The sequence below is a fragment of the Roseibacillus ishigakijimensis genome, assembly GCF_016595415.1.
Taxonomy (GTDB): Bacteria; Verrucomicrobiota; Verrucomicrobiia; order Verrucomicrobiales; family Akkermansiaceae; genus Roseibacillus; species Roseibacillus ishigakijimensis.
In genome coordinates this window covers 24,655-44,054 of record NZ_JAENIO010000024.1, presented here as the reverse complement: position 1 = coordinate 44,054, position 19,400 = coordinate 24,655, and the positions used below count along the sequence as shown (strand labels likewise).

13 protein-coding genes are annotated in these 19,400 nt (G+C 60.5%); 6 read left to right on the top strand and 7 right to left on the bottom strand.

Annotated elements, in window-relative coordinates; all coding sequences use genetic code 11:
* Positions 1-47 precede the first annotated feature (47 nt).
* On the top strand, positions 48-1,391 hold the full coding sequence (gene trkA / locus JIN78_RS10375) for a Trk system potassium transporter TrkA (RefSeq protein ID WP_200391899.1): 1,344 nt from the start codon (positions 48-50) through the stop codon (positions 1,389-1,391).
* Between the two features lie 89 nt (positions 1,392-1,480).
* Positions 1,481-2,956, top strand: a complete 1,476-nt coding sequence (locus JIN78_RS10370) for a GTPase/DUF3482 domain-containing protein (RefSeq protein WP_200391898.1) — start codon at positions 1,481-1,483, stop codon at positions 2,954-2,956.
* Between the two features lie 36 nt (positions 2,957-2,992).
* Here the strand turns inward: JIN78_RS10370 and JIN78_RS10365 are convergent, their stop codons facing one another.
* The 5 genes from JIN78_RS10365 to JIN78_RS10345 all read right to left on the bottom strand — a co-directional run bounded on the left by JIN78_RS10365 (position 2,993) and on the right by JIN78_RS10345 (position 12,739).
* Positions 2,993-3,664 (bottom strand): response regulator transcription factor, encoded by a 672-nt coding sequence (locus JIN78_RS10365; RefSeq protein ID WP_200391897.1) that lies wholly within the window; start codon positions 3,662-3,664, stop codon positions 2,993-2,995.
* Positions 3,661-5,241: a sensor histidine kinase gene (locus JIN78_RS10360; protein ID WP_200391896.1), complete on the bottom strand. Its 1,581-nt coding sequence runs from the start codon at positions 5,239-5,241 to the stop codon at positions 3,661-3,663. Before JIN78_RS10360 ends, JIN78_RS10365 begins: the two co-directional genes overlap by 4 nt.
* Positions 5,242-5,247: 6 nt before the next feature.
* Positions 5,248-5,973 (bottom strand): hypothetical protein, encoded by a 726-nt coding sequence (locus tag JIN78_RS10355; RefSeq protein ID WP_200391895.1) that lies wholly within the window; start codon positions 5,971-5,973, stop codon positions 5,248-5,250.
* A gap of 76 nt (positions 5,974-6,049) precedes the next feature.
* Positions 6,050-10,210: a cadherin domain-containing protein gene (locus tag JIN78_RS10350; protein WP_200391894.1), complete on the bottom strand. Its 4,161-nt coding sequence runs from the start codon at positions 10,208-10,210 to the stop codon at positions 6,050-6,052.
* A 96-nt stretch (positions 10,211-10,306) separates the two neighbouring features.
* Complete coding sequence (locus tag JIN78_RS10345; protein ID WP_200391893.1) at positions 10,307-12,739, bottom strand: hypothetical protein; 2,433 nt, start codon at positions 12,737-12,739, stop codon at positions 10,307-10,309.
* A gap of 254 nt (positions 12,740-12,993) precedes the next feature.
* Between JIN78_RS10345 and bamA the strand changes: the two genes are divergently transcribed.
* The 4 genes from bamA (at position 12,994) to JIN78_RS10325 (ending at position 17,039) form a co-directional block, all read left to right on the top strand.
* Positions 12,994-15,282 (top strand): outer membrane protein assembly factor BamA, encoded by a 2,289-nt coding sequence (bamA, locus tag JIN78_RS10340; protein WP_200391892.1) that lies wholly within the window; start codon positions 12,994-12,996, stop codon positions 15,280-15,282.
* Between the two features lie 131 nt (positions 15,283-15,413).
* Positions 15,414-15,863, top strand: a complete 450-nt coding sequence (locus tag JIN78_RS10335) for a PTS sugar transporter subunit IIA (protein WP_200391891.1) — start codon at positions 15,414-15,416, stop codon at positions 15,861-15,863.
* A gap of 69 nt (positions 15,864-15,932) precedes the next feature.
* A complete protein-coding gene (locus tag JIN78_RS10330; protein ID WP_200391890.1) occupies positions 15,933-16,601 on the top strand; it encodes a tetratricopeptide repeat protein in 669 nt (222 codons plus the stop codon).
* 54 nt (positions 16,602-16,655) lie between these two features.
* Entirely contained in the window at positions 16,656-17,039 is a 384-nt protein-coding gene (locus JIN78_RS10325; RefSeq protein WP_200391889.1) for an FtsB family cell division protein, read from the top strand.
* Positions 17,040-17,046: 7 nt separating this feature from the next.
* Here the strand turns inward: JIN78_RS10325 and JIN78_RS10320 are convergent, their stop codons facing one another.
* Both JIN78_RS10320 and JIN78_RS10315 read right to left on the bottom strand, forming a co-directional pair.
* Positions 17,047-17,898, bottom strand: coding sequence for a hypothetical protein (locus JIN78_RS10320; protein ID WP_200391888.1), 852 nt, complete (start codon positions 17,896-17,898; stop codon positions 17,047-17,049).
* Between the two features lie 119 nt (positions 17,899-18,017).
* Entirely contained in the window at positions 18,018-19,328 is a 1,311-nt protein-coding gene (locus tag JIN78_RS10315; RefSeq protein WP_200391887.1) for a DNRLRE domain-containing protein, read from the bottom strand.
* Positions 19,329-19,400 lie beyond the last annotated feature (72 nt).

The window sequence follows — 19,400 nt, the reverse complement described above, 5'->3', positions numbered from 1 at the left end:
CTCGCCCGTTCTTGCCATCAGCGGAGTTTTCTAGAAATTATCAGTTTATGAATATCATCATCGTAGGAGCGGGAGAAATCGGTCGGCACTTGGCCAAAGAATTGTCCAAGTCCCACGACCTGTCCGTCATTGAGCTGGATAGCAAGCTGGCGGCCGATATGGAGCAGACCATCGATGCCAATGTCGTTCGGGGTGATGGCAATTCGGTCAACGCGCTCGCGGAAGCCAATGTGGGCGAATGCGAACTTTTTCTGGGACTGACTTCGAATAACAACGCCAATCTGATGAGTGCTTCCATGGCCAAGGCGATGGGGGTGGAGCGCGTCATTGCCCGGGTCCATCCCGGCTTGCAACGGGAAGAATGGCTCTTCGACTATCGCGGGCATTTCAATATCGACCACACGTTCAGTTCCGAGCGGCTCACTGCCATCGAGCTGGCGAAGTTCATTCGTAATCCCGACTCCCTCACCGTGGAGGAGCTGGCGCGGGGAAAGATCGAATTGCAGCAGGTCAAGGTGCACGAGAAAAGCGGGGTGGTGGGCAAGCGTCTGCGCGACCTCAAGCTACCCGAGCGCACTCGGATCGCCGCTATCTCTCGCGAAGACGTCCATCTCATTCCCCACGCCGACAGCACGCTGGAGGCGGGCGATATCGCGACCATTTTCGGGGAGCCACGAAGACTGCGGAAGCTGGCGGCCAATTTGCAAAAGACCGACGGAGGGCTGGAAGGGCTCAAGGTGGTCATCTTCGGCGGCGGGGAGTATGGCTTCGCCCTCGCACAAATGCTGGAAAGCTGGAATTGCAAGGTGCGCATCTTTGAAAAAGACGAGGAGGTCTGCCAGGACCTCGCCGATCGACTCGCCAACACCACCATCATCAATGTCGATGCGACTATTTTGGCGGAGCTGGAAGACGAGCAGGTGGGTGATGCCGATTTCTTCGTCGCGACCAGTGATAGTGATGAGGACAACGTGATGACTTGTCTGCAGGCCAACAACATTGGCGTCAAAAACTGCCTCACCATCATTCACCGGGCCGACTATGCCCGGGCCATTGGGAGCAGCGGCCGCCACTTTGGCGTCATCGCCGCAGTCAGTCCCCGGGAGGCCACCCGGCGCGATATCGAGCGCTACCTCACCTCGGAGAAGTATCATGTGGTGAAAAAGCTCGGCCCCGGGCAGATTATCGAGACCCGCATCGAGGCGGATTCGGCCTTGGTCGACCAGCCGGTGGGCGAAATCAAGTGGCCGCCCGGCGTGGTGCTTGTCGGGTGGTTGCGGGGCTTGCAAGCCGAAGTGCCCGGCCCCCAGGACGTGCTCGAAGCCGGGGATGTCCTCTACGCCATGGTCGATCGCAAATCGCTCAAGCCCTTTGTCAAATTACTGGGCTGAAGCCTTCTCCCCGTGGTGCAAACTGGCATTTCGCATTTTTCCGCTTTAGTTTTCACCTGTTTCGATAACTCTGCCCCCGTTCCCCGAACATGAGCGATCTGGTTCCCAAAGATATCCCGACCTTTGCCGTGGTGGGCAAGGTGAACATGGGAAAGTCGTCCGTCCTGGCCACTCTCCTGGAGGTGGATGACGACCAGATTATCCGCGTCTCCGCCACCCCTGGCGAGACCACCCGCTGCCAGCCCTTACCCGTGGAGTTCGATGGTCGCGAGATGATCCGCTTCATCGATACTCCCGGCTTTGCCCGCCCCTTGGAAGCGATGCGGGCCATCGAGCAGCTCCATGCCGAGGCCGGCGGCTCGGGCTCTCCCGGATTGGCTGCCATCGAGGCCTTTGTGGAAGAGTATGCGGGCTCGGGTGAGTTCGAGGACGAGGTCCAGCTCCTTCGCCCCTTGGTCGCCGGGGCCGGTTTGCTCTACGTCATCGACCCCAGCAAGCCCCTGCGCGACACCTTCATCGCCGAGATGGAGATTCTTCGCTGGACCGGTCGCCAGCGCATGGCCTTGCTCAATGAGAAAGGCGATGACCCTGAGTTTCGCGACGAATGGAAGAACCGCCTCGGCAGCTATTTCAATCTCGTTCGCACCTTCGATGCCCACGAAGCCCGCTTCGAAGAGCGCCGCCGCTTGCTCAAGTCCCTCCTCGAAATCGACGAAGATCATCGCGCGCTGATCGAAGAGACCATCGCCTTCCTGGAAGACGAATGGAGTCAGCGCCGCGATGAGAGTGTGGAAGCAATCATCACCTTTTTGGAAAAATGCCTCGGCTACCGCATCGAAAAGCGGGTCGAGGAACGCGACATGGAGGTGCCCCATCGCCGCGAGAAGCTCGGCAAGGAGCTGACCAAGCAATATTACGAGAAGATTGCCAAGATGGAGAAGGAGACGGTGGAGAAAGTTCTCCATCTCTACCGCCATCACCTCGGTCGGGTGGAGGTGACTGCCACCGACTTCACGGGCATTGATCTTGAGCAGGAAGAAACGTGGCAAAAGTGGGGGCTCTCCCGAAGCCAACTCGCCATCGCCGGGGGAGTGACTGGCGGCACGGGCGGCCTGGCCATCGATGCCAGCACCGGATTTCTCACCCACGGTCTGGGAACCTTCATCGGAGCAGTCGGGGGAGCGGCGGCGGCCTTTTGGAAAGGCAGTGAATTGCCCGATCTCGCTCTGGATCTACAAAAGGGAGCCAAGTTTGCCAAAGGGGAGGGAACGGCTCTTCGCCTCGGCCCACCCAAGAACGAGAATTTTGCCTGGATTCTCCTTGATAGCGTTTTGGGGCATTATCGTGAGATTGTCAGTCGCGCGCACGGCAAGCGGGAGGAGCTGGTGCTCGATCACAAAGCGATGGAAGGCGGAATCGTCCAGACCATCAAGGGGGAGGATAGACGGATTCTTCAGAAGTGGTTTGCCAGTTGCGCCAAAGGCAAAGTGGATCGCGGTCTCGAGCCTGAAGTCTTCACGGCCTTGAACCGGGTGCTGAGTGACTTCGATCAGGAGAGAAGTTGATCACATCCGGTAGGGTGGCGCGGCGAGCCGCCGGGCCTAGCGGAGGCGGTAGCCGACGGCGCGGACGGTTTCGATGAGGGTGGGGTGTGCGGAGTCGGGCTCGATTTTTTTGCGCAGCTGGTGGATGTGCTGATCGAGGGTGCGGGAGTCGGGGAAGTAATCTTGCCCCCAGCAGGTGTCGAGAAGGGCGTCGCGGGTGACAGCTTCGCCACGGTGCTGGTGCAGAAGAGTCAGGATGGAAACCTCGCGCGCGGTCAGTTCGATGATTTGCTCTCCTCTTCTGGCCAGAAGGGCCTTGGGCTGCACTTCCAGGTCGCCGAGGAGGTAGCTTTCGCGAGCTGAGTCTGGCCTGCTCCGGCGGAGAATGGCTCGGATGCGAGCCATCACTTCGCGACGGGTGAAGGGCTTGCGCACGAAGTCGTCCGCTCCGAGATCGAGTCCGGCCACGATATCGATTTCCTGGTTTTTGGCAGACAGAAAAAGAATGGGCAGCTCGCGATCGCTTTGGCGGATGCGACGGCAGACTTCGTAGCCCGAGAGCCCCGGCATCATGATGTCGAGGCAGGCGAGGTCGGGTTTCTCCTCGCGCCAGCGTTGGAGCGCCTGTCGACCATCCGCCGCTTGCAGAGTGCGGAAGCCCTCGCTTTCCATGCAGGCGGAGAGAGCTTCGAGGGTGAGGGGATCATCATCGGCGAGGAGAATGGTCATGCGGATTTTTCTTGGGAGGGAAGAAGAGACAGAACGGGGCGGAGCGGGAGAGTGAGCCGAAAGAGGCAGCCGGATGGAGCGCGGGCCGGGCAGAAGACGAGATCGCCCTCCATGCGGCGGGCGAGGTCGCGAGCGATGGTGAGGCCCAGTCCGGTGCCGCTGGAACCCTCGGCAGTGTCGTCGTGAACGCGCTCAAAGGGACGGAAGATGCGCTCCCGGGCCCGCGAAGGAATGCCTGGTCCGCGGTCGGCGACTTCGAGAACGAGAGCGTCTTTCTCCTCCCGCAAGCTGACCCGCACCCACTGCCCGGAGGCGGCGTATTTTTCGCAATTGGAGAGCAGGTTGGCGAGAATTTGGCAAAAGGCATCGGGATCGAGCTTGTGCGGAGGCAGTTCGGCTACGTCACTTTCCAGACTCATTCCCCGGCGTTCGAGGGCTGGGCGAAAGGTCTCCAGCACCTGGCGGGTGAGGACGGTGGGTTGGCAGACTTCCGCTTGCACCGTCAGGCAATCGCGTTCGCGGCGGGAAAAGCTGAGGACATTGCCCACCAGGCGGGCGAGGCGTTCCGTCTCCTCGGTGACCAATTGCAGGCGGCGGCGGGTTTGGGCGGGATCGCGGGCGAGGGCCTCCCTGGCGAGGTCGAGATTGAGGGTCAGATTGGTCAAGGGGCTGCCCAGCTCGTGGGACACGCGATTGACGAAGGAGACCCGTTGGGCGGCGAGGCGGAGAGAGCGGCGTTGTTGGAGAAAGAGGGCACCGCCTGCGGCGAGAAGGAGAGCGGAGAGGGCGATGGAGGCCGCCAGGGTGGCCGGGTCGTGGCGGGTGACGCTGGTGACGCGGTCCCAGCCGCGCAACTCGTAGATGCCGAAGTGGGTGCGCTCGGGGATGAGGGCAGCGGCAATGCCTTTCTGGTCGGGGCCGTAGCGGGCGAGGGTTTGTCCGGTGGGGCTGAGGAGAGCGACTTGCTCGCCGCCTTCGGATAGGGGACGGGCGATGGCGGGTAACCACTCGGCAAGGTGGTCATTGACCCGAGCGCGCAAGGCTTGTTCGTCAATCAAGAAGGCCACGAAATGTCCCGCTTGCCCGCTCTGGACAGGGCGGCAATGGACGAGATGGCGGCCATCGGGGGCTCTCAGCCAATGACCGGCGGCTGGCAGAGGTTCGTCCAAGTAGTCTTGGGGCAGAACGACCGCTTTCTCAGGATTGAGGGGGCGTCGGCGTTCGGCGAGAGTGATTTCCGGCAAGTTCGCTCGTTGGGAAGGCACGAACACTTCCAGCTCAGGCCCGGTTTGGCGAAAGACGCGGCAGGCTTCAATGGCGGTGACTTCTGCCAGCAGGGGACGGAACTCTCGCTCGTTCAGCTCAGTGCTGGCGGCAGCCAGCCGAGCGAGATGCCCTTCGTAGAGTTCATCGAGCCGGGTCAGTTCGCGGCGGAGGGATTGCGAGAAATCCAGCAAGCGGTCGCGGTCGAGCGCCTGTCGGGTTTCGTCGCTGCGCCGGGCCAAGCGCTCGCCACCCAGCAGAACGAGCAGGGCCACGAGCGCCATGGGCAGGAGAGTGAGAGCGGCAAGTCGCATCCTTCCTTATTCAAGCAAATTGAGGGTGACAAAGGCGAGCCAGACTTTCTTCGCTCCTTCGGGATCGATTTCGGAATTCGGAGGGCGATTGAGGGTGCCAACGAATGTGGATTGTGAATCTTTTGTTGTGATACCGGTGGTGAAGCGTTGGGATTCGAAGGTAGGCATTTCTACTTTATGGGAGTTGGAGCCCCATTGACTGTTCTCTACCATGAATACAAAATCTGAAGCCATACGGAGTTCGATAGTGTTGCTATTTTTTAAAGCCGGCTGAATTTCAATGCTTGCACCGGTATGCCGGGTTTCGAAAGCGGTGGCGATGGCTGGCATTATAGAGGTGTTATCTGAAGTTGTAGTGAGTTCATACTGAGTGGGGTAAATTTCTTCTAGGACGCTTTCGACGGTTGCGGTCTCTTTTGAACGCGCCCGTAGCATGATGAGTTGCTCTTGGGTGCATTCCTCCGCTTCTACCATTTTGACGAGAGTTTGGTAGAATTCGGGGTCGGGCAGGTTTTTCCGCTGCAGGCGGGCGGCATCGGCCAGGGGCAGGCTGAAGATCTCCATACAGAAGCTGATCATTTGATCGTTTTCCTCCGGTTTTTCTACGTTATCTGGCTTCGAGGTCGAGCGGAAGGGATCGTTCGTGGATTGGCCGTGAAGGGTGCCCTGTCCGAAAGCAGAGGAGAGGGTTAAGGCGAGGAGGGAGGTGCAGAGATAAGATTTCAGTTTCATAGCACCTCCCAAGCTAGCGACTTTCTCTCCGCCTTGTGTCAAAGTTGTGTTAAAAATCGCCCTATTAGGACGATTTTTACTCTGAGCTGAGGCGGAGGAAGTGGCGGTCGCCGGGGGCGGCGAGGAGGCGGATGGTGAGCGAGACTTTCCCAGGGGCAGTGCTCACCTGCGAGACCACTTCGTAGTCTTCTCCCGCCGTCAAGGTCTCCCAGCCTTGCAGATTGTTGCCGCTTTGGACCTGGTAGTGGACGCCGGCTTGCAGTCCGTTGAGGACTTGCCAAGTGAAATGATGCCCGTCGTCCTCATGAGGGGCGATGGTGAGGTAGGTGGGGCCGGGGTCGCTCGCTGAGGTAGGATCGCTTCCGGTGAGCCATTCAAAGAAGTTGTTCACCCCATCACCGTCGCTGTCGATGGTAGCCGCGCCGTCGGCGAGTGCGAAGGCGCTTTCCCACGGATCGGGAAGGCCGTTGTCGTTGTGGTCTTCCGGGTCTTCGTCACTCAGTTCGATACGAACGGTTCCGCTCGTGCTGAGGGGATTGCCGGCGAAGTTGTCGTGGGCGGTGACTTGGAGCAGATAAGTGGGGGTGGCTTCGAAGTCCAGCCAGCCGGTGACGGTGACTGCGCCGGTGGAGGGGTCGAGGTGGAAGAACCCCGCCTCATTGCCGCCGGTGATTTGATAGCTCAACTGCGATTGATCGCTCACTCCCGCCCGCAGATCGGCGTCGCTGGCGAGGGTGGAGCTCAGGATGTGGCCGAGGGGCGAGTTCTCGGGCACGGTCAGGCTCTCGGGCAGGACGGGGGCGGTATTGGCGTGGTGGTCGATCCATTCCGCGAGGAGGGCCAGGCCCTCGGGGTCGGGGACGTTGGTGGCCAGAGGAGGCATTTGGCTTTCGCCATTGTAGTTGCCGTTAGTGGCGGTGCGCGCGTTGAGACGATTCCAAAGGACGGAGTGGTCCTTGTCGCCGGGGCGGACGAAAACGTGCTCGGGGTGGGCGGTTCCTTCGCTGACGGGTTGGCCGTAGAGGAGGCCGGTCTCGGGCAGGCTGAGGTGGGCGCGACCGTCCCAGGAGCCGGGAGGCACGCCGCCGCCGGGCTGGTGGCAGTAGGCGCAATTAACGTCGAGATAGGAGCGCACGCGGGCTTCCAGATCGATGGTTTCCTCGTCCGGACGGAAGTGGTGGGGAAGGCTCTCGGGATTGCCGGGGAAGTTGCCGAGGTAGCCACTCTGGGCGAGGAGGGTGAGAAAGTTGCCGCTTTCCCCCTGCAAGGTGCCGTCGTGATTCAGCTGCCGGGTGTTGAAGGAAAGGCCCACGCCGGCGGTGGCATTGTGGCAGGTCATGCACTCCGCGCGGGAGGGAATGCGCCAGCTCTGAGTGTGGCTTTCCCCATTTTTATCCTGAAAAGTGAGGTCGAAGTCCACGCCCTCGGTAGGCACCAGGGTGGCGGTGGTGTCGTCCTCATTCCATTGGTAGGAAACGCCGTAGCCGCCGTCCTCGTTCTGCACCAAAACGCGGGTTTCCAGGCGCTTGACGGACGTTCCGGGGTTTTCTCGATCAAGGTCGAAGTTGAAATGCTTCACCCAGATGGTGCCGACGGGGAATTGCCAAGGGCCGTCGGTGGAGAACTCCATGGAGTCGGCGGGATCGGGGAGGGTGAACCAGCGGGACTTGTCGGCGCCATCGGACCAGAATTTGAGGATGGGTTGATAGGGCAGGACGCCGGGATTGGGGGAAAAGTCGCTCAGGTCGGCGAAGAGGCCCAGCTCTGCCAACGCTTGGGGGTAGTCCTCTTGCTCACCGCCTTCGTAAGTGATGCGGAGAAGGCGGGAATTGCCGCCGGACCAGGTGTTGTTCTCCAGCACGAAGACGTCGCCGGTGGCTTCGTCGGTTTGGAAGGCGACAATCTTGTTTCCGCCTTGGCGCAGGGCGGAGTGCTCCACCCGCGCGGAGCCATCGGGGTTCATGCTCCAGATGCGGCCCGAGCCAAAGTCCGCGCAGAGATAGCGGTCGACGAACTCGGTCAGCTTGCTACCGCGATAGATCATTCCTCCGGTGGCGGAATTCCCCAGCGAGTGGGGGTAGGAGAAGAAGGGGGCGGTGTGGGGAGTGGTGCCTGCGGGGGCTTCCGGGGTGTTGCCCGCCGATAGCCCGGGGGTGATGATGTCGCCCTCGTAGTAGGCCCAGCCGCCGTTGCCGCCGGACTTGATGGCGGTGAATTCTTCGCGGTCGTCTTTGCCGATGTCGCCGTAGAGGACCATGGTCTCGCCGGTGCCGGGTTCGCTCTCAATGGAAAACTTGAAGGGATTGCGCATGCCCACGGCCCAGATTTCGTCACGGACCTGGTCCAGCTGGGCCTGGTGGTCGCGGCCGTTGAAAAAGCCGTCCCAAGAGCCGCCTTTGCCGGGAGAGACAAAGGGATTGTCGGCGGGGACCCGGAAGTTCGGCTCCTGCGTGGCGGCGTCGGTGAAAGGGGTGTTGGGGAGTTCGTTGTTACCCGGGTCGGCAGGGCCTGCGTAGTTGATTCCGCCTACCGCGATGGCGTAGTGGGGGTTGGGCTTGGGATGGGTGGAGGAGGGGTCGACGTCGATGCGGATGAGGGCGCTGTATTGGTCCTTGGTGATGGTTTGGGTGTTGCGGTAGGGGGAGCCTTGGTCGCCCTCGTCGCCAAAGGAGACGTAGAGGTAGCCATCCGGGCCGAATTTGGCGTCATTGATACTGTGGAAGTTGTGTTGCTCGGCGAGATTCAGGTAAGGCAGCTCGGTGAGGAGGGCGGCGGTGTTCTCGCTGTTGCTGAGCCCGTCTTGGCAAGCGGCGAGGTGGGCGGGGGAGAGGGTGAAGCGGGAGACCCGGAGGTCGCAGGTGATGCTGTTGCCGCTCTGGGTGACGCCGTTTTTATCGAGGTGGGGAATGTCGTCGAGCGGAAGGGGGAGGCGGCCTTTGTCTCCTTGGTAATTCACCACGATGTGGCCGGTGGTGGCAAAGTCGGGGAAGCAGGCCACGGAGTAAATGCTGCGGCTATTGACGAAGTTGGAGAGGCCACTGAGGTCCAGCACTTCGAGGGGTTCGGGGGATTCTTCGGTGGTGTCGGCAATGAGCCAGATCTTGCCCGTTACCGAAGCGATGAGAAGGGATTCGGGGCTGCCCGGAACCGGGGCGAGGGCCACTGCGCCGGGGAATTGCTCGCCGGGAAGGGCTTCCTCAATGACGAGAGCCCCAGCGGGCACGGCGGGCGGGGTGAGGGGCACGGCCACGGTCTCTGCGGCGAGGCGGGAGGCCTCCGCAATGGTCACCGATACTGTCGCCGTGCTGGCCCCCACGGCATTGCTGGCGGTGTAGGTGAAGCTGTCGCTCCCGGCAGAGGAGCCGCTGTGTTTGTAAATGAGGACTCCGCGTTCGGCGTCCCAGGAGGCCGAGCCTTGGGTGGGTTGACTGGCGACAGTCACCGCAGTCGGATTGTGGGAATCGTTTGCCAGGGGATCAAAGGCGAGGGAGCCAGTGATGGCGACGGTGATGGCATCGTCCTCGGCCTCGGCAGGCTGGGCGGTGGGGTCGCTGAGGTTTTCCCCGGTGGACAGGTAGATATTGTCGAGGTAGAAATCACGACCGGCTCCCTGCATCACCTGGAGAGTGCGCAGGGGATCGCTGGTGCCATTGCGGAAGTTGTGGCCGGAGGCCACCAGCACGAGCCCGCTTTCGCCGACGGGGCTTTCCACATAGAAATCGGTTCGATCGATTTCGTTATCGACGACCATCCAGACCTTCATCCACGCGGCATCGAGGGCATTGTAACTGGAGTCGATAAATCCGCCACCGCTGCGGGGAGAGATGTTGTGTTGTTCGACGCGGAATTGGGCTTCGAAGTCACCGTATTCGGTGGGAAAGAAGCGGTCGGAGAGGCCGAGATTGAGGTTGGGGTTAATACCATTGTCGGCGATGAAGAGCTCGAAGAACAGGGTCCCGGTTTGCCCCTCGGGGATTTCGAGCGTATCGAGGGCCCTGCGAGTGGTAGCGCCATTGACGCTGCCGCGCCGGAGAAGCAGGGTGGTGCCCCGCCCGGAGTCCGCTGGATCGAGGGCGGTGACTGCTTCGTCAGGAAAGTCGGAGGACCAGCCGTTTTGCCCGTCGATGGAATTTCCGGGCGTGTCATTGGACTCGAAGGTGTCGAGCTCTTGCCATTGCGCCTGGGTAGGAAGGGCGAGGAGGGTGGACAACGCGAAGGCGGAAAGTGAGCGATTCATGGAGGAGGGGCTGGGGGAGTCGGGAAAGGGGTCTTGCAAAAAGGCGGACCTGCAATATGCCAGGCCCGCCCTTGAGAAACGAATCAACAGGGTGATTTATTGGGATTCTTCCACGCGGAAGAAGTCCTTGTCTTCGGTAAGGGCTGAAGCGGGCACGGTGAAGGTATCGGTGCCATCGTAAGTGGCCTCGGCGACAGCGGCAAAGGGAGTCACCAAATCATCCGAGGAGCTGAGCACGTAGCCGGGTCCCCCGGGAGAGAAGGCGATCTTGAGGTCGGCGCCGTCAAAGAAGATGGCGGTGATTTCGGGATTGGCGGCTGGCAGGGGTTTGTCCGCTGCGGGTTTGGTGAGGTTTTCCGCGATGGGGTCGAAGTAGATGTTGTCGATGTAGGCCGGGCGATCCAGCGGCACGTTCTCCTGCAAATACAGAGTGGTGAGAGGGTTGGTGGCAGCTCCGTTGCGGAATCCGAAGGTGGTCGTCGAGGTCTCGGGATTGACGAGGGGCACCACGCCGGTTTTTCCCGCAGGGGATTCGACATAGACCTCGGTGAGATCGGTTTCGTTGTCGATCACCATCCAGACATTCATCCAGCGACCCACCGGATGGGCGTCCGCGAGGCGGAAGGCGTCGCCATCGCGAACGACGAGTTCATTGGTATCCCCGCGAATGATCAGCTGGGATTCGTAGCTGGGATAGGTCACGGGAGTGAGTTCGTCGGAAAGACCGACACTGTGGTTCACCCCGGTGGTGGGAGAATAGAGCTGGAAGAAGAGAGTGCCCTTGCTTCCCTCGGCGAGCTGGAGGCCGAGTTGGGCCAGGGACTTGTATAGGGGAGCATGAGGGCCGCCCACGAACAGTTGCTGACCGATTTGATCGCCGCCTGCGATGGGCTCCTCGAGAACGAGAGCGCTCTCGGGCACCGAGGCGATCCAGCCATTGATGCCAGCGAAGGATTCGCCAATCACCATCCCCTCGCCCTCGAAGTCTTCGATTTTCACGAAGCCAGCCGTCTGCGCGGGAGGGGTGTCGCCGCTGGAGGCCGGATCGGTTCCCGCCCCATTGACTTCATAACTATCCAGCCAACCATCCAGATCGGTATCGGCAAAGTTGGGGTTCGAGTTGGTGGGAAGCACTCCCAAGCCGGGAAAGGAGGCCAGATCAGGATTTTCCTGACCGTCGAGGAGGCCATCGCCATCGGTGTCGGGCAGGATGGGATTGGTGCCAGTGAAGGCGAGGCTGTCCCAGCTGCCCACGTTGTCCTCGGCGCCATCGCCCAAGCCATCGCCATCGGTATCGGCCAGGTCGGCGCGGGTTTGGATGGCTCCGGTGACGCCATTGCCGGTGTATTCGTCATCATTGGTGCGGCCATCTCCATCGACATCACCGTTGAAGGCTTGCTCGGGGTCGGTGGTGCCGTCGTCATTGGGGTCGAGGGCTGTGCCCGGGGTGTTGTTGGCGAGCTCGTAGCCATCAGGGATTTGGTCGCCGTCGGTATCCGCGGCATTGGGATTGGTCGGGGCGTTGGCGAAGGCGGTGTTGAGGGCTCCGCTGGCCTCGTTGTTGTCATTGACGCCATCGCCATCGGAGTCGGCGGCGAATGGGTTGGTCGGCCCGAAGCCGTGGGAGTTTCCTTCGTTGTCGGTGCCCGCCAGCTCGGGTCCGTCGAGGAGACCGTCGCCATCGTTATCTGGGTTGGTGGCATCGGTGCCATTTTGTTGCTCCGCCTCGTTGGTCGAGCCGTCATTGTCGAAGTCATCTCCGGGCAAGACATCCTCCAGGGAGGTGATGTCGTCCTCTGGGTCGGCGTCGATGATGACTTGTTCGAATTCGTCGCTCAGGTTGTCGCCATCGCTATCGAGGAAGAGGGGGTGGCCCAGGTTTTGGCCCGAAAGATCGAGGTAAATGTCGTCGATATAGCCGGTGCTGCCACCGGAGTTGTTGCGAATGAAAAAATTGATCAACGGATCGGTGGTTCCGTTGCGGAAGGGATTGCCCGTGGAGGAAATACTACCGGCAAAGCTCGCCGGAAGATTGGTTCCGCGCCGGATGTAGATATCGGTGGTGTCGGCGGCGTTATTGAGGACCAGCCAGATGCTGTGCCACTCCGCCGGGTTGGTGTTGTCGACCACTTCGGAGAAGGCCCCCGCATTGCGGACATCGATATCGACGTCGCCCACGGCCCCTTGCAAGCGGCCATAGCCCTCGTAGTGGCCCCAATCGGCGGGGACGGCCAAGTCGGAGGAGCCCCAGGCGAAGTCCACGGCCGTCGCGGAAGCCCGGATGCGGAAGAAAAGGGTGGCAGTCGTCCCTTCGGCGATGGCGGGAAGGGCTTGATATGCTTCGGCCAGCGCGGTGGTGTTGGCGAGACTGTAAACCTGGTTGGTTTCTTCTGCTGGATCGGTGACCAGAGTGCCCGTGCCGGTCCATTTGTTGCCTGATTCCATATCATCGACGAGAGTCCATTGCGCGAAGAGCGGAGCGGGTAGTCCCGCAGTGAGAAGGAAGAGCGAAGGTAGGGTTTTCTTCATGAGTTGGTTGACTTGGGTTTTATCTGAAAAACGTAATGAGATTGCGGTTTTCCGATAATTAATAAGGGCATTCGTTCCTCTGGCGTCAAGGAAGGAAAGAGGGGCTCTCCCCGGGAAGGGGGCTGTCGATTGGGGGGGAGCTTTTTACCTTTGACGGTCATTAAACTTGACGAAAGGCGCCCGGCAGAGGCGTGATGGCGGGGATGAGATTGGGACGACACCAAAGCTGGTTGGGCTTAGCTTCTTTGTGCGTGATGACAGCGCTGGCGATGATTTTATCGCCCCAAGTCCGGGCTCAGGACTTTCTGGAGGAACCGGAGGTCAAAGTGACCGAAGTGGTCTTTCGCTACAATGGACCCAAATCGGTGGCCGAATCTCGTCTGCGGAGCTTCACTGAGACCAAAGTGGGACAGAATTTCGATGCCGGCGTGGTCGACGAAGACGTCAAGCGCCTCTACGAGAGTGGTCTGGTGCAGGATGTGCAGGTGCTGGGTGAGGAAATCGACGGGGGGGTGAAGGTCATCTTCGAGGTGGTGACGCAAGGCTCCATCGATACCGTGGGCTTTGAGGGCAATACGGTCTTTTCGGACGGCAAGCTGGCGAAGGAAATCAAGATGTCGGCCGGAGAAATTCTCAGCGATGCCAAGATTCTCGCGGCCCGCCGCAATTTGCAGGATTACTACCGGGGCTATGGATACCCCGATGTCACCGTGACCCATCGCCTGCAAGATGAAGGGGACGGGGTGACGGCGCTCATTTTTCTCATCAACGAAGGAGTCAAAAGCGAAGTGCGCAAGATTCTCTTTGAAGGCAACCAAGCCTTCTCGGACGTGGAATTGCGACGCGAGATGGAGACCAAGCAAAAGGGAATCTTCTCGTTCATCACCAAGTCCGGTCGCATCGACAACCAGCAGCTGCAGCGTGACCTTGAGGCTGTGCGGGGCTTCTACCAAAACAATGGCTACTTGCGGGCGGAAATCATCAGTGCCGATCGGGTGGCTGTGCGCGACGAGCGCGTGGACCTGGTCATCAACGTCGATGAGGGCGGCAAATACCTGATCAACCAGATTCAGTTCGGTCCCATGACTGTCTTCAAGCCTGAGGAGCTGACTCCCGCTCTCAGCCTGATCGCGGGTGATCCCTACTCGGCGAAAAAAGTGAACGACGACCGCCGGGCCATCCGCAGCTACTACGGCTCCCGGGGCTATGCCGATGCCAATGTGACTGCGGAAGTGAAGGATGCGGGCGCGGGATTGGTGAACATCATTTATCGTGTTTCCGAGGGCAAACGCTTCAAGGTTGGCCGCGTCAACATCGTGGGCAATACCAAGACCAAAGACCGCGTCATTCGCCAGGAAGTGCCCATGAAGCCGGGCGAGTATTTTAACTCCGTGGAAGTGGAAACCACCCAGAAGCGGTTGGAGAACTTGCGCTACTTCAATGGGGTGCAGGTCACTGGCGAGAGCAGCTCCCGGGCGGGGTATCGCGATCTCAACATCGCGGTGCAGGAAGGCAAAACCGGGGAGGTGAACTTCGGGGCCGGGTTCAGTTCCATCGACAGCATTGTCGGTTATATCAATCTCGAGCAACGCAACTTTGATATCCGCAATCCCTGGAAGTTCACGGGGGGTGGCCAGCGCTTCTCCGCCCAGCTCAAGTTGGGTAGCGAGCGCCAGGACTTCAAGGTCTCTCTGGTCGAGCCCTGGTTCCTGGGCCGACGCCTTTCCTTGGGCGGCGAGCTTTACTATCAGAACCGTTACTTCCTGAGTCCAGAATACGATCAGCTGAACCTTGGGGGCGCGATTTTCCTACGGAAAGCCATCGGACGGCGCTCCTACATTCGGGGAGAATACCGCTTGGAAAACATCGAACTCGATGTGGATAGCGACAGTTCGCCCGCCTTCTTGGCCGAGGACGGCGAGTATGTCCGTTCCGCGCTGGGGGTTTCCTATGTTTACGATAGCCGGGACAGCATTGTAATGCCCCGCAAAGGGCACAAATTCGATGCCGGTGTGACCCTGGGAATTGGCGGCGATGTCGAGACCTACACCTTCGAGATGGCGGGTTCCAAGCATTGGGGGCTGCCGCTCGACATGATTTTCAATCTCAGTGGCTCGTTGGCGACAGTGGACTCTTATGGCGATGGTGACGTGCCCATCTTCGACCGTCTCTTCCTGGGCGGTCAGCGCGATTTGCGCGGATTCGAGTATCGGGACTTGGGCGAGCGGGATAGCGAAGGAGCCTTGGCTACTGATGAAGCCCTCGGGGGACAGACCTCGGGCTACTTGTCGGCGGAGGTCACCTTTCCCATCTTTGAGAACGTGCGCGGGGCGGGCTTCTTTGATGCGGGCTTCGTCAATGTCGAGGCTTGGGACTTCGCCCCCGAAGATATTTATGCGGACGCCGGGATGGGCTTGCGCCTGGACATCCCCGGCATCGGGCCGCTCGCTCTCGACTACGCCATCCCGGTGGTTGTGCCCGGGGAGGACGACGAAGCCGACAAGGGAGGCCAATTCAATTTCTACATCAATTATCAATATTAAGATTGGTAAAAAACTTTCCTGATGAAGAAGTTGCGCTCCGTGCTTGAAAGCCGGAGCGTTCTCCGTTATATCTGGTGATGGCGGCGGCGGGTCCGGTCGTCCCGAGCCCCCCCGTAATCCCCCCTTGGGCTATGAAATTAGCGAAATTACTCACTGAAGAGCGTGTCTTCCTGAGCTTGCAGGCGACCACCTGCACGGAAGTGATGGAAGAACTGGTCGGTCACCTTGCGGAGCAGGGCATCCTTCTCAACGGGATGCGCGATCGCGCTTTGGAAGCGCTGCGTTGCCGGGAGGAGGAAATCAGCACTGGAGTGGGCTGTGGCGTGGCCATCCCCCATGCTTATCTGGAAGATTTGGCGGAACCGGTGGCGGTCTTTGGCCGATCCGCCGAGGGGGTGGAGTTCGATGCCTGCGACCACGCTCCTGTGCACTTCGTGGTGATGATGCTCATCCCCGAGGCCAAGCGTGGTCAGCATCTCCTCACCCTTGCCGATGTCGGCAAGCGCTTCCTGAGCTGCGAAACGCGGCAAGCTCTCGCGGCCGCTCCCGACGCCCAAACGGTGCTTTCCATCCTGGCCTGATTCCTGTCACCGCGAGAGAGAGGGGGCTTTTTTCCTTGTCGCGGCGACTGATCCGGCGGGGAATAGGGCATGTCCAAAGTGGGAGATGATGATTACAACCGCGCCCTCGACGCCTTGGAAGCAGGCGACCTGAGCACTGCGCTGCAGTGTGTGGAATCCGCGCTGATGAGCGACTCCAAGGATAGCGGCTACTGGCAACTTTACTCCATCCTTCTCGCCCAGGCCGGTCGGGTCGAGGATGCCGCCAAGGCCAAGCTCCGGGCCGAGGAATGCGGGCTCGACGAGGTGGACACCTTGCTCATGAAAGCGGCGGAAGCGGCGGCCGAACGCAACTGGAACAAGGCCGTCACCGCTTGCGAGCGAGCCTTGGATCTGGCTCCCGAGCGGGGCGAAATCTGGGCCTCCTACGCGGCCAATCTGATGGAAGGAGATTACCGCAAGGACGCCCTGGAAGCCTCGGCGAAGGCCGCCGAGCTGCTGCCGGAGGAGGGGCAGGTCTGGTATTTGCGGGGACGTATCCTTCGCCTCAGTGACCAGCATGACGAGGCCCTGGAGGCTTTTGAGCGAGCTTTGGCATTGGACCCTTCCCGGTCCTTGGTCTGGTATGAGAAGGGCATGATTCTCCATCTGCAGGACAAGGTGACAGCGGCCAAAGAGTGCTTTCTCGAAGCCAGAAAGCTCAATCCGGGAGATGAGACCATTGAGGAGGCATTGAAGATTGTTTCGCAGGCAAGCTAGTCAGTGTCTCGGTTTTATTTTGCTTTTGTGAAGCAGTTGGCGCAATCTGCCGCCATGGCTGCCCGCAAAAAAACCACTGCCCGGCGTGCTGGCCGTTCGAAGGCGACTGCCCGCAAGCGCGTGCCCAGCCGTCAGGTCATGGAAGCGCGCACGCAGAGCATTGCTTTTCTCAATCGCTGCGCCCTGGTCCTGTTGCTTTTTCTCATCTGCGTCGCGGTGGGGGTGACCGCCTATCCTCAGTGGAAGGAGTTGCAACGGCTGGAGGGAGACCTGGCTGCCGTGGAGGCTCTTGAAAAGGAAGCGCTGGCCCTCGAAGATCAGAAAGAGCGGGAGCTGCGCGCTCTCCGTGATGACCGTGAATTCCAAGAGTTGCGCGGCCGGGACTTGCTCGATCTCTATCGCCCGGGAGAGACCGTCATTCGCATCCGGCGGGACTGAAGCTCTTTCACCGGTTCTTTGGAAGCTCGCCCCTCTCGGGTGCGGGAGGGGTTCTCTTCGCATCTTTAAAGAGGGGAAAGATTCCCGAGGGATTGAGCTGGGAGGGGGCGGTGAGCTTGATCCGAGTGTCTTTACTGAGGCGAAAGTCGCGATCGAGGAGCGGGATGCAGGTGATGCGGCTCACCGGCTCGTCCACGGTGCCAGTGGCGGTGACGTGAAGGATCGCCAGGCCGTAGCGGGCGCGATCAATTTCGAAGGAGTTGTCGGTGGTGATTTGGGTATCAGCCGGAATGGTGACCCCGGGGGCGGTGGGAAGGATGATCTCCAATTCCACCGGAAAGGGGAGCAGCTGGGGATTGCTGGTATCGAGCTGATCGGCAGGAACGGCGAGGGCTTGTGCCAGGACCGCAAAGCCTTCGCTGGCAAAATCCGCTTCAGTCAACTCCCGAACTGACAGAATGCGCCAGGTTCCTCTGATGTAGTTGACATTAAGCGGCGAGGAAAAATTGGTGATGTAGTTGCGCTTCAATTGCTCGTTGAGCGTCTTGAGGGTGGTGGCATCGAGGAGCCCTGGCTGGCCGGGCGCGCCCGGGCTCTTGCGGGCATAGATGAGCCCGTAGAGCTGCTCTGGGGTCAAGGTGCTGCCCTTGGGGAGGTCTTTGCCGTCAAAGAATGAAATTTCCGGCAAGCGGCCCAGGCGCTCGAGGAGGGAATAGTTCCAAGGCTTTTCGGGAAATTGAAAAAGGAAATAGCAGCCGGTCCAAGTGAGCACGGCGAAAGCCAGGGCCAGCAGATTGACGAGGGCCCACCAGAAAAAGCTGGGGCGCTTGCGGGGGGGGCTGTCAGCGGTGTGTGGCACGGGCATCAGCCTAGCGGGATGACGACCCCGGGGGAATGGTGAATTCTGGCAGGAGAAAAGAAAAAACGCGGCAGGGGAGGCCCCGGCCGCGCTTGTGAGGAAGGAAGTCGCCAGGCGGGCTAGCGGCGACGGCGCAAAAGGGGAACGAGCGCCATGGCGGCGAAGAGAGTGGTGGAGGGCTCGGGAATCTGGCTGGTGATGATGCGCAGATAGGGAGCAAATTCCGGATCGTCGTTGGAAAAGATTTGCCAGCCATTGGACGTTCCGTCGGCTGCGATGTAGAAGCCGTAGTTGGCCTCGCCATCCGCCCAGTTCTGCAGGATGGCCGAGACATCAGCAGTGACCACTTCGGTATCGGACATCCCGGTGAAGGCGGCCACGGCGGGTCCAATCTGGTTGGCGGCCATCATGGCGGTCACGTCTCCGGCGAAGTCGTCGTAAACCACGGTCGACTGGTCGAAGGGCAGCAAGAGCTGGTGGATGGTGTAGGGACCACCCGAGTCGGCCGCACTGCTGGCAAATCCGGTGACCAGCGTCAGCTCCCCGAGCTCGACCTGTTGACCGGCGATGTCGTTTTCCACCCCGTCGAAGGCCAGGAGATAAGGATCATCGTAAGATTGGTCTCCATCGCTGCCATCGAGGAAAACCTGCGCCGCAGTGGCGACCATTTCGGTCGGGGAATTGGAGCTGATGAGGGCATGGCGGCCTCCCGCGTAGCCATTTTTGCCCTGTTGGTACTCGTGGAGCTGGACCGGATCGGTGGTGTAGCTGATGACCAGCTTGGGGCGACCGCTGGTTTGGCTCGAAGAGACCGTTTCCACACTCCAGCCATCGTTGGAGCGGTCGCTGCGCACGCCGAAGCCATGGACCGGGTCGCCATTGACCCAGGATTGGACGATGCGGGTGACGTCGGCGGAGACGGTGGTGCCATTGGCAGTCATGCCGGAGAAAGAGCCCGAGAGCATATCTGCGGACTCACCCATCTGGACGCCACCTGCAGCGGAGAGATTCGCGTAGGTCGTGCTGCCGGGGTCGAAGCCGTTGGTGAGGCGGTAGACATTGAAGGTGCCGCCCGAGGGATTGGAAGTGGTGACATCGGAGGTGGTGAGCTCGAAGCGGGCCTGGGTAATCACCGCTCCGGCGGGGAGGTCTGCGAGGGCGTTCTCAAAGCGAAAGAGCATGTCCGCACGGTTGCTCTCGGCATCGAAGCCGCCATCGAGGTAAAAGGTCTGTCGTTGGGAGGGGTCGGGGTGGCCGGTATCCACGGCGGCACCATCGTTGACGTCACCGTTGGCCCGGATGCGCAATTGGGCGCTGCCTGCATAGCCGTCTTCGCCTTCCTGCAGGCTGTAGGTGACTTCGCTCAATGCTCCCGGTAAGGAACTGGCTCCGAGGGAGATCAAAAGCGTGGAAAATAGGGTGGTCTTCATGTATGAGTGAAAAGTCCCGGCTTATGCCGATTTGTTCCATCCAAGGCCAAGATTGATTGGGGTCAATATTGT

Coding starts and splice junctions, on each gene's coding strand:
- trkA (WP_200391899.1), top strand. CDS start 48: ATGAATATCATCATCGTAGGAGCGGGAGAAATCGGTCGGCACTTGGCC.
- JIN78_RS10360 (WP_200391896.1), bottom strand. CDS start 5,241: ATGCGACTTGCCGCTCTCACTCTCCTGCCCATGGCGCTCGTGGCCCTG.
- JIN78_RS10365 (WP_200391897.1), bottom strand. CDS start 3,664: ATGACCATTCTCCTCGCCGATGATGATCCCCTCACCCTCGAAGCTCTC.
- JIN78_RS10325 (WP_200391889.1), top strand. CDS start 16,656: ATGGCTGCCCGCAAAAAAACCACTGCCCGGCGTGCTGGCCGTTCGAAG.
- JIN78_RS10335 (WP_200391891.1), top strand. CDS start 15,414: ATGAAATTAGCGAAATTACTCACTGAAGAGCGTGTCTTCCTGAGCTTG.
- JIN78_RS10350 (WP_200391894.1), bottom strand. CDS start 10,210: ATGAATCGCTCACTTTCCGCCTTCGCGTTGTCCACCCTCCTCGCCCTT.
- JIN78_RS10315 (WP_200391887.1), bottom strand. CDS start 19,328: ATGAAGACCACCCTATTTTCCACGCTTTTGATCTCCCTCGGAGCCAGT.
- JIN78_RS10330 (WP_200391890.1), top strand. CDS start 15,933: ATGTCCAAAGTGGGAGATGATGATTACAACCGCGCCCTCGACGCCTTG.
- bamA (WP_200391892.1), top strand. CDS start 12,994: ATGACAGCGCTGGCGATGATTTTATCGCCCCAAGTCCGGGCTCAGGAC.
- JIN78_RS10370 (WP_200391898.1), top strand. CDS start 1,481: ATGAGCGATCTGGTTCCCAAAGATATCCCGACCTTTGCCGTGGTGGGC.
- JIN78_RS10345 (WP_200391893.1), bottom strand. CDS start 12,739: ATGAAGAAAACCCTACCTTCGCTCTTCCTTCTCACTGCGGGACTACCC.
- JIN78_RS10355 (WP_200391895.1), bottom strand. CDS start 5,973: ATGAAACTGAAATCTTATCTCTGCACCTCCCTCCTCGCCTTAACCCTC.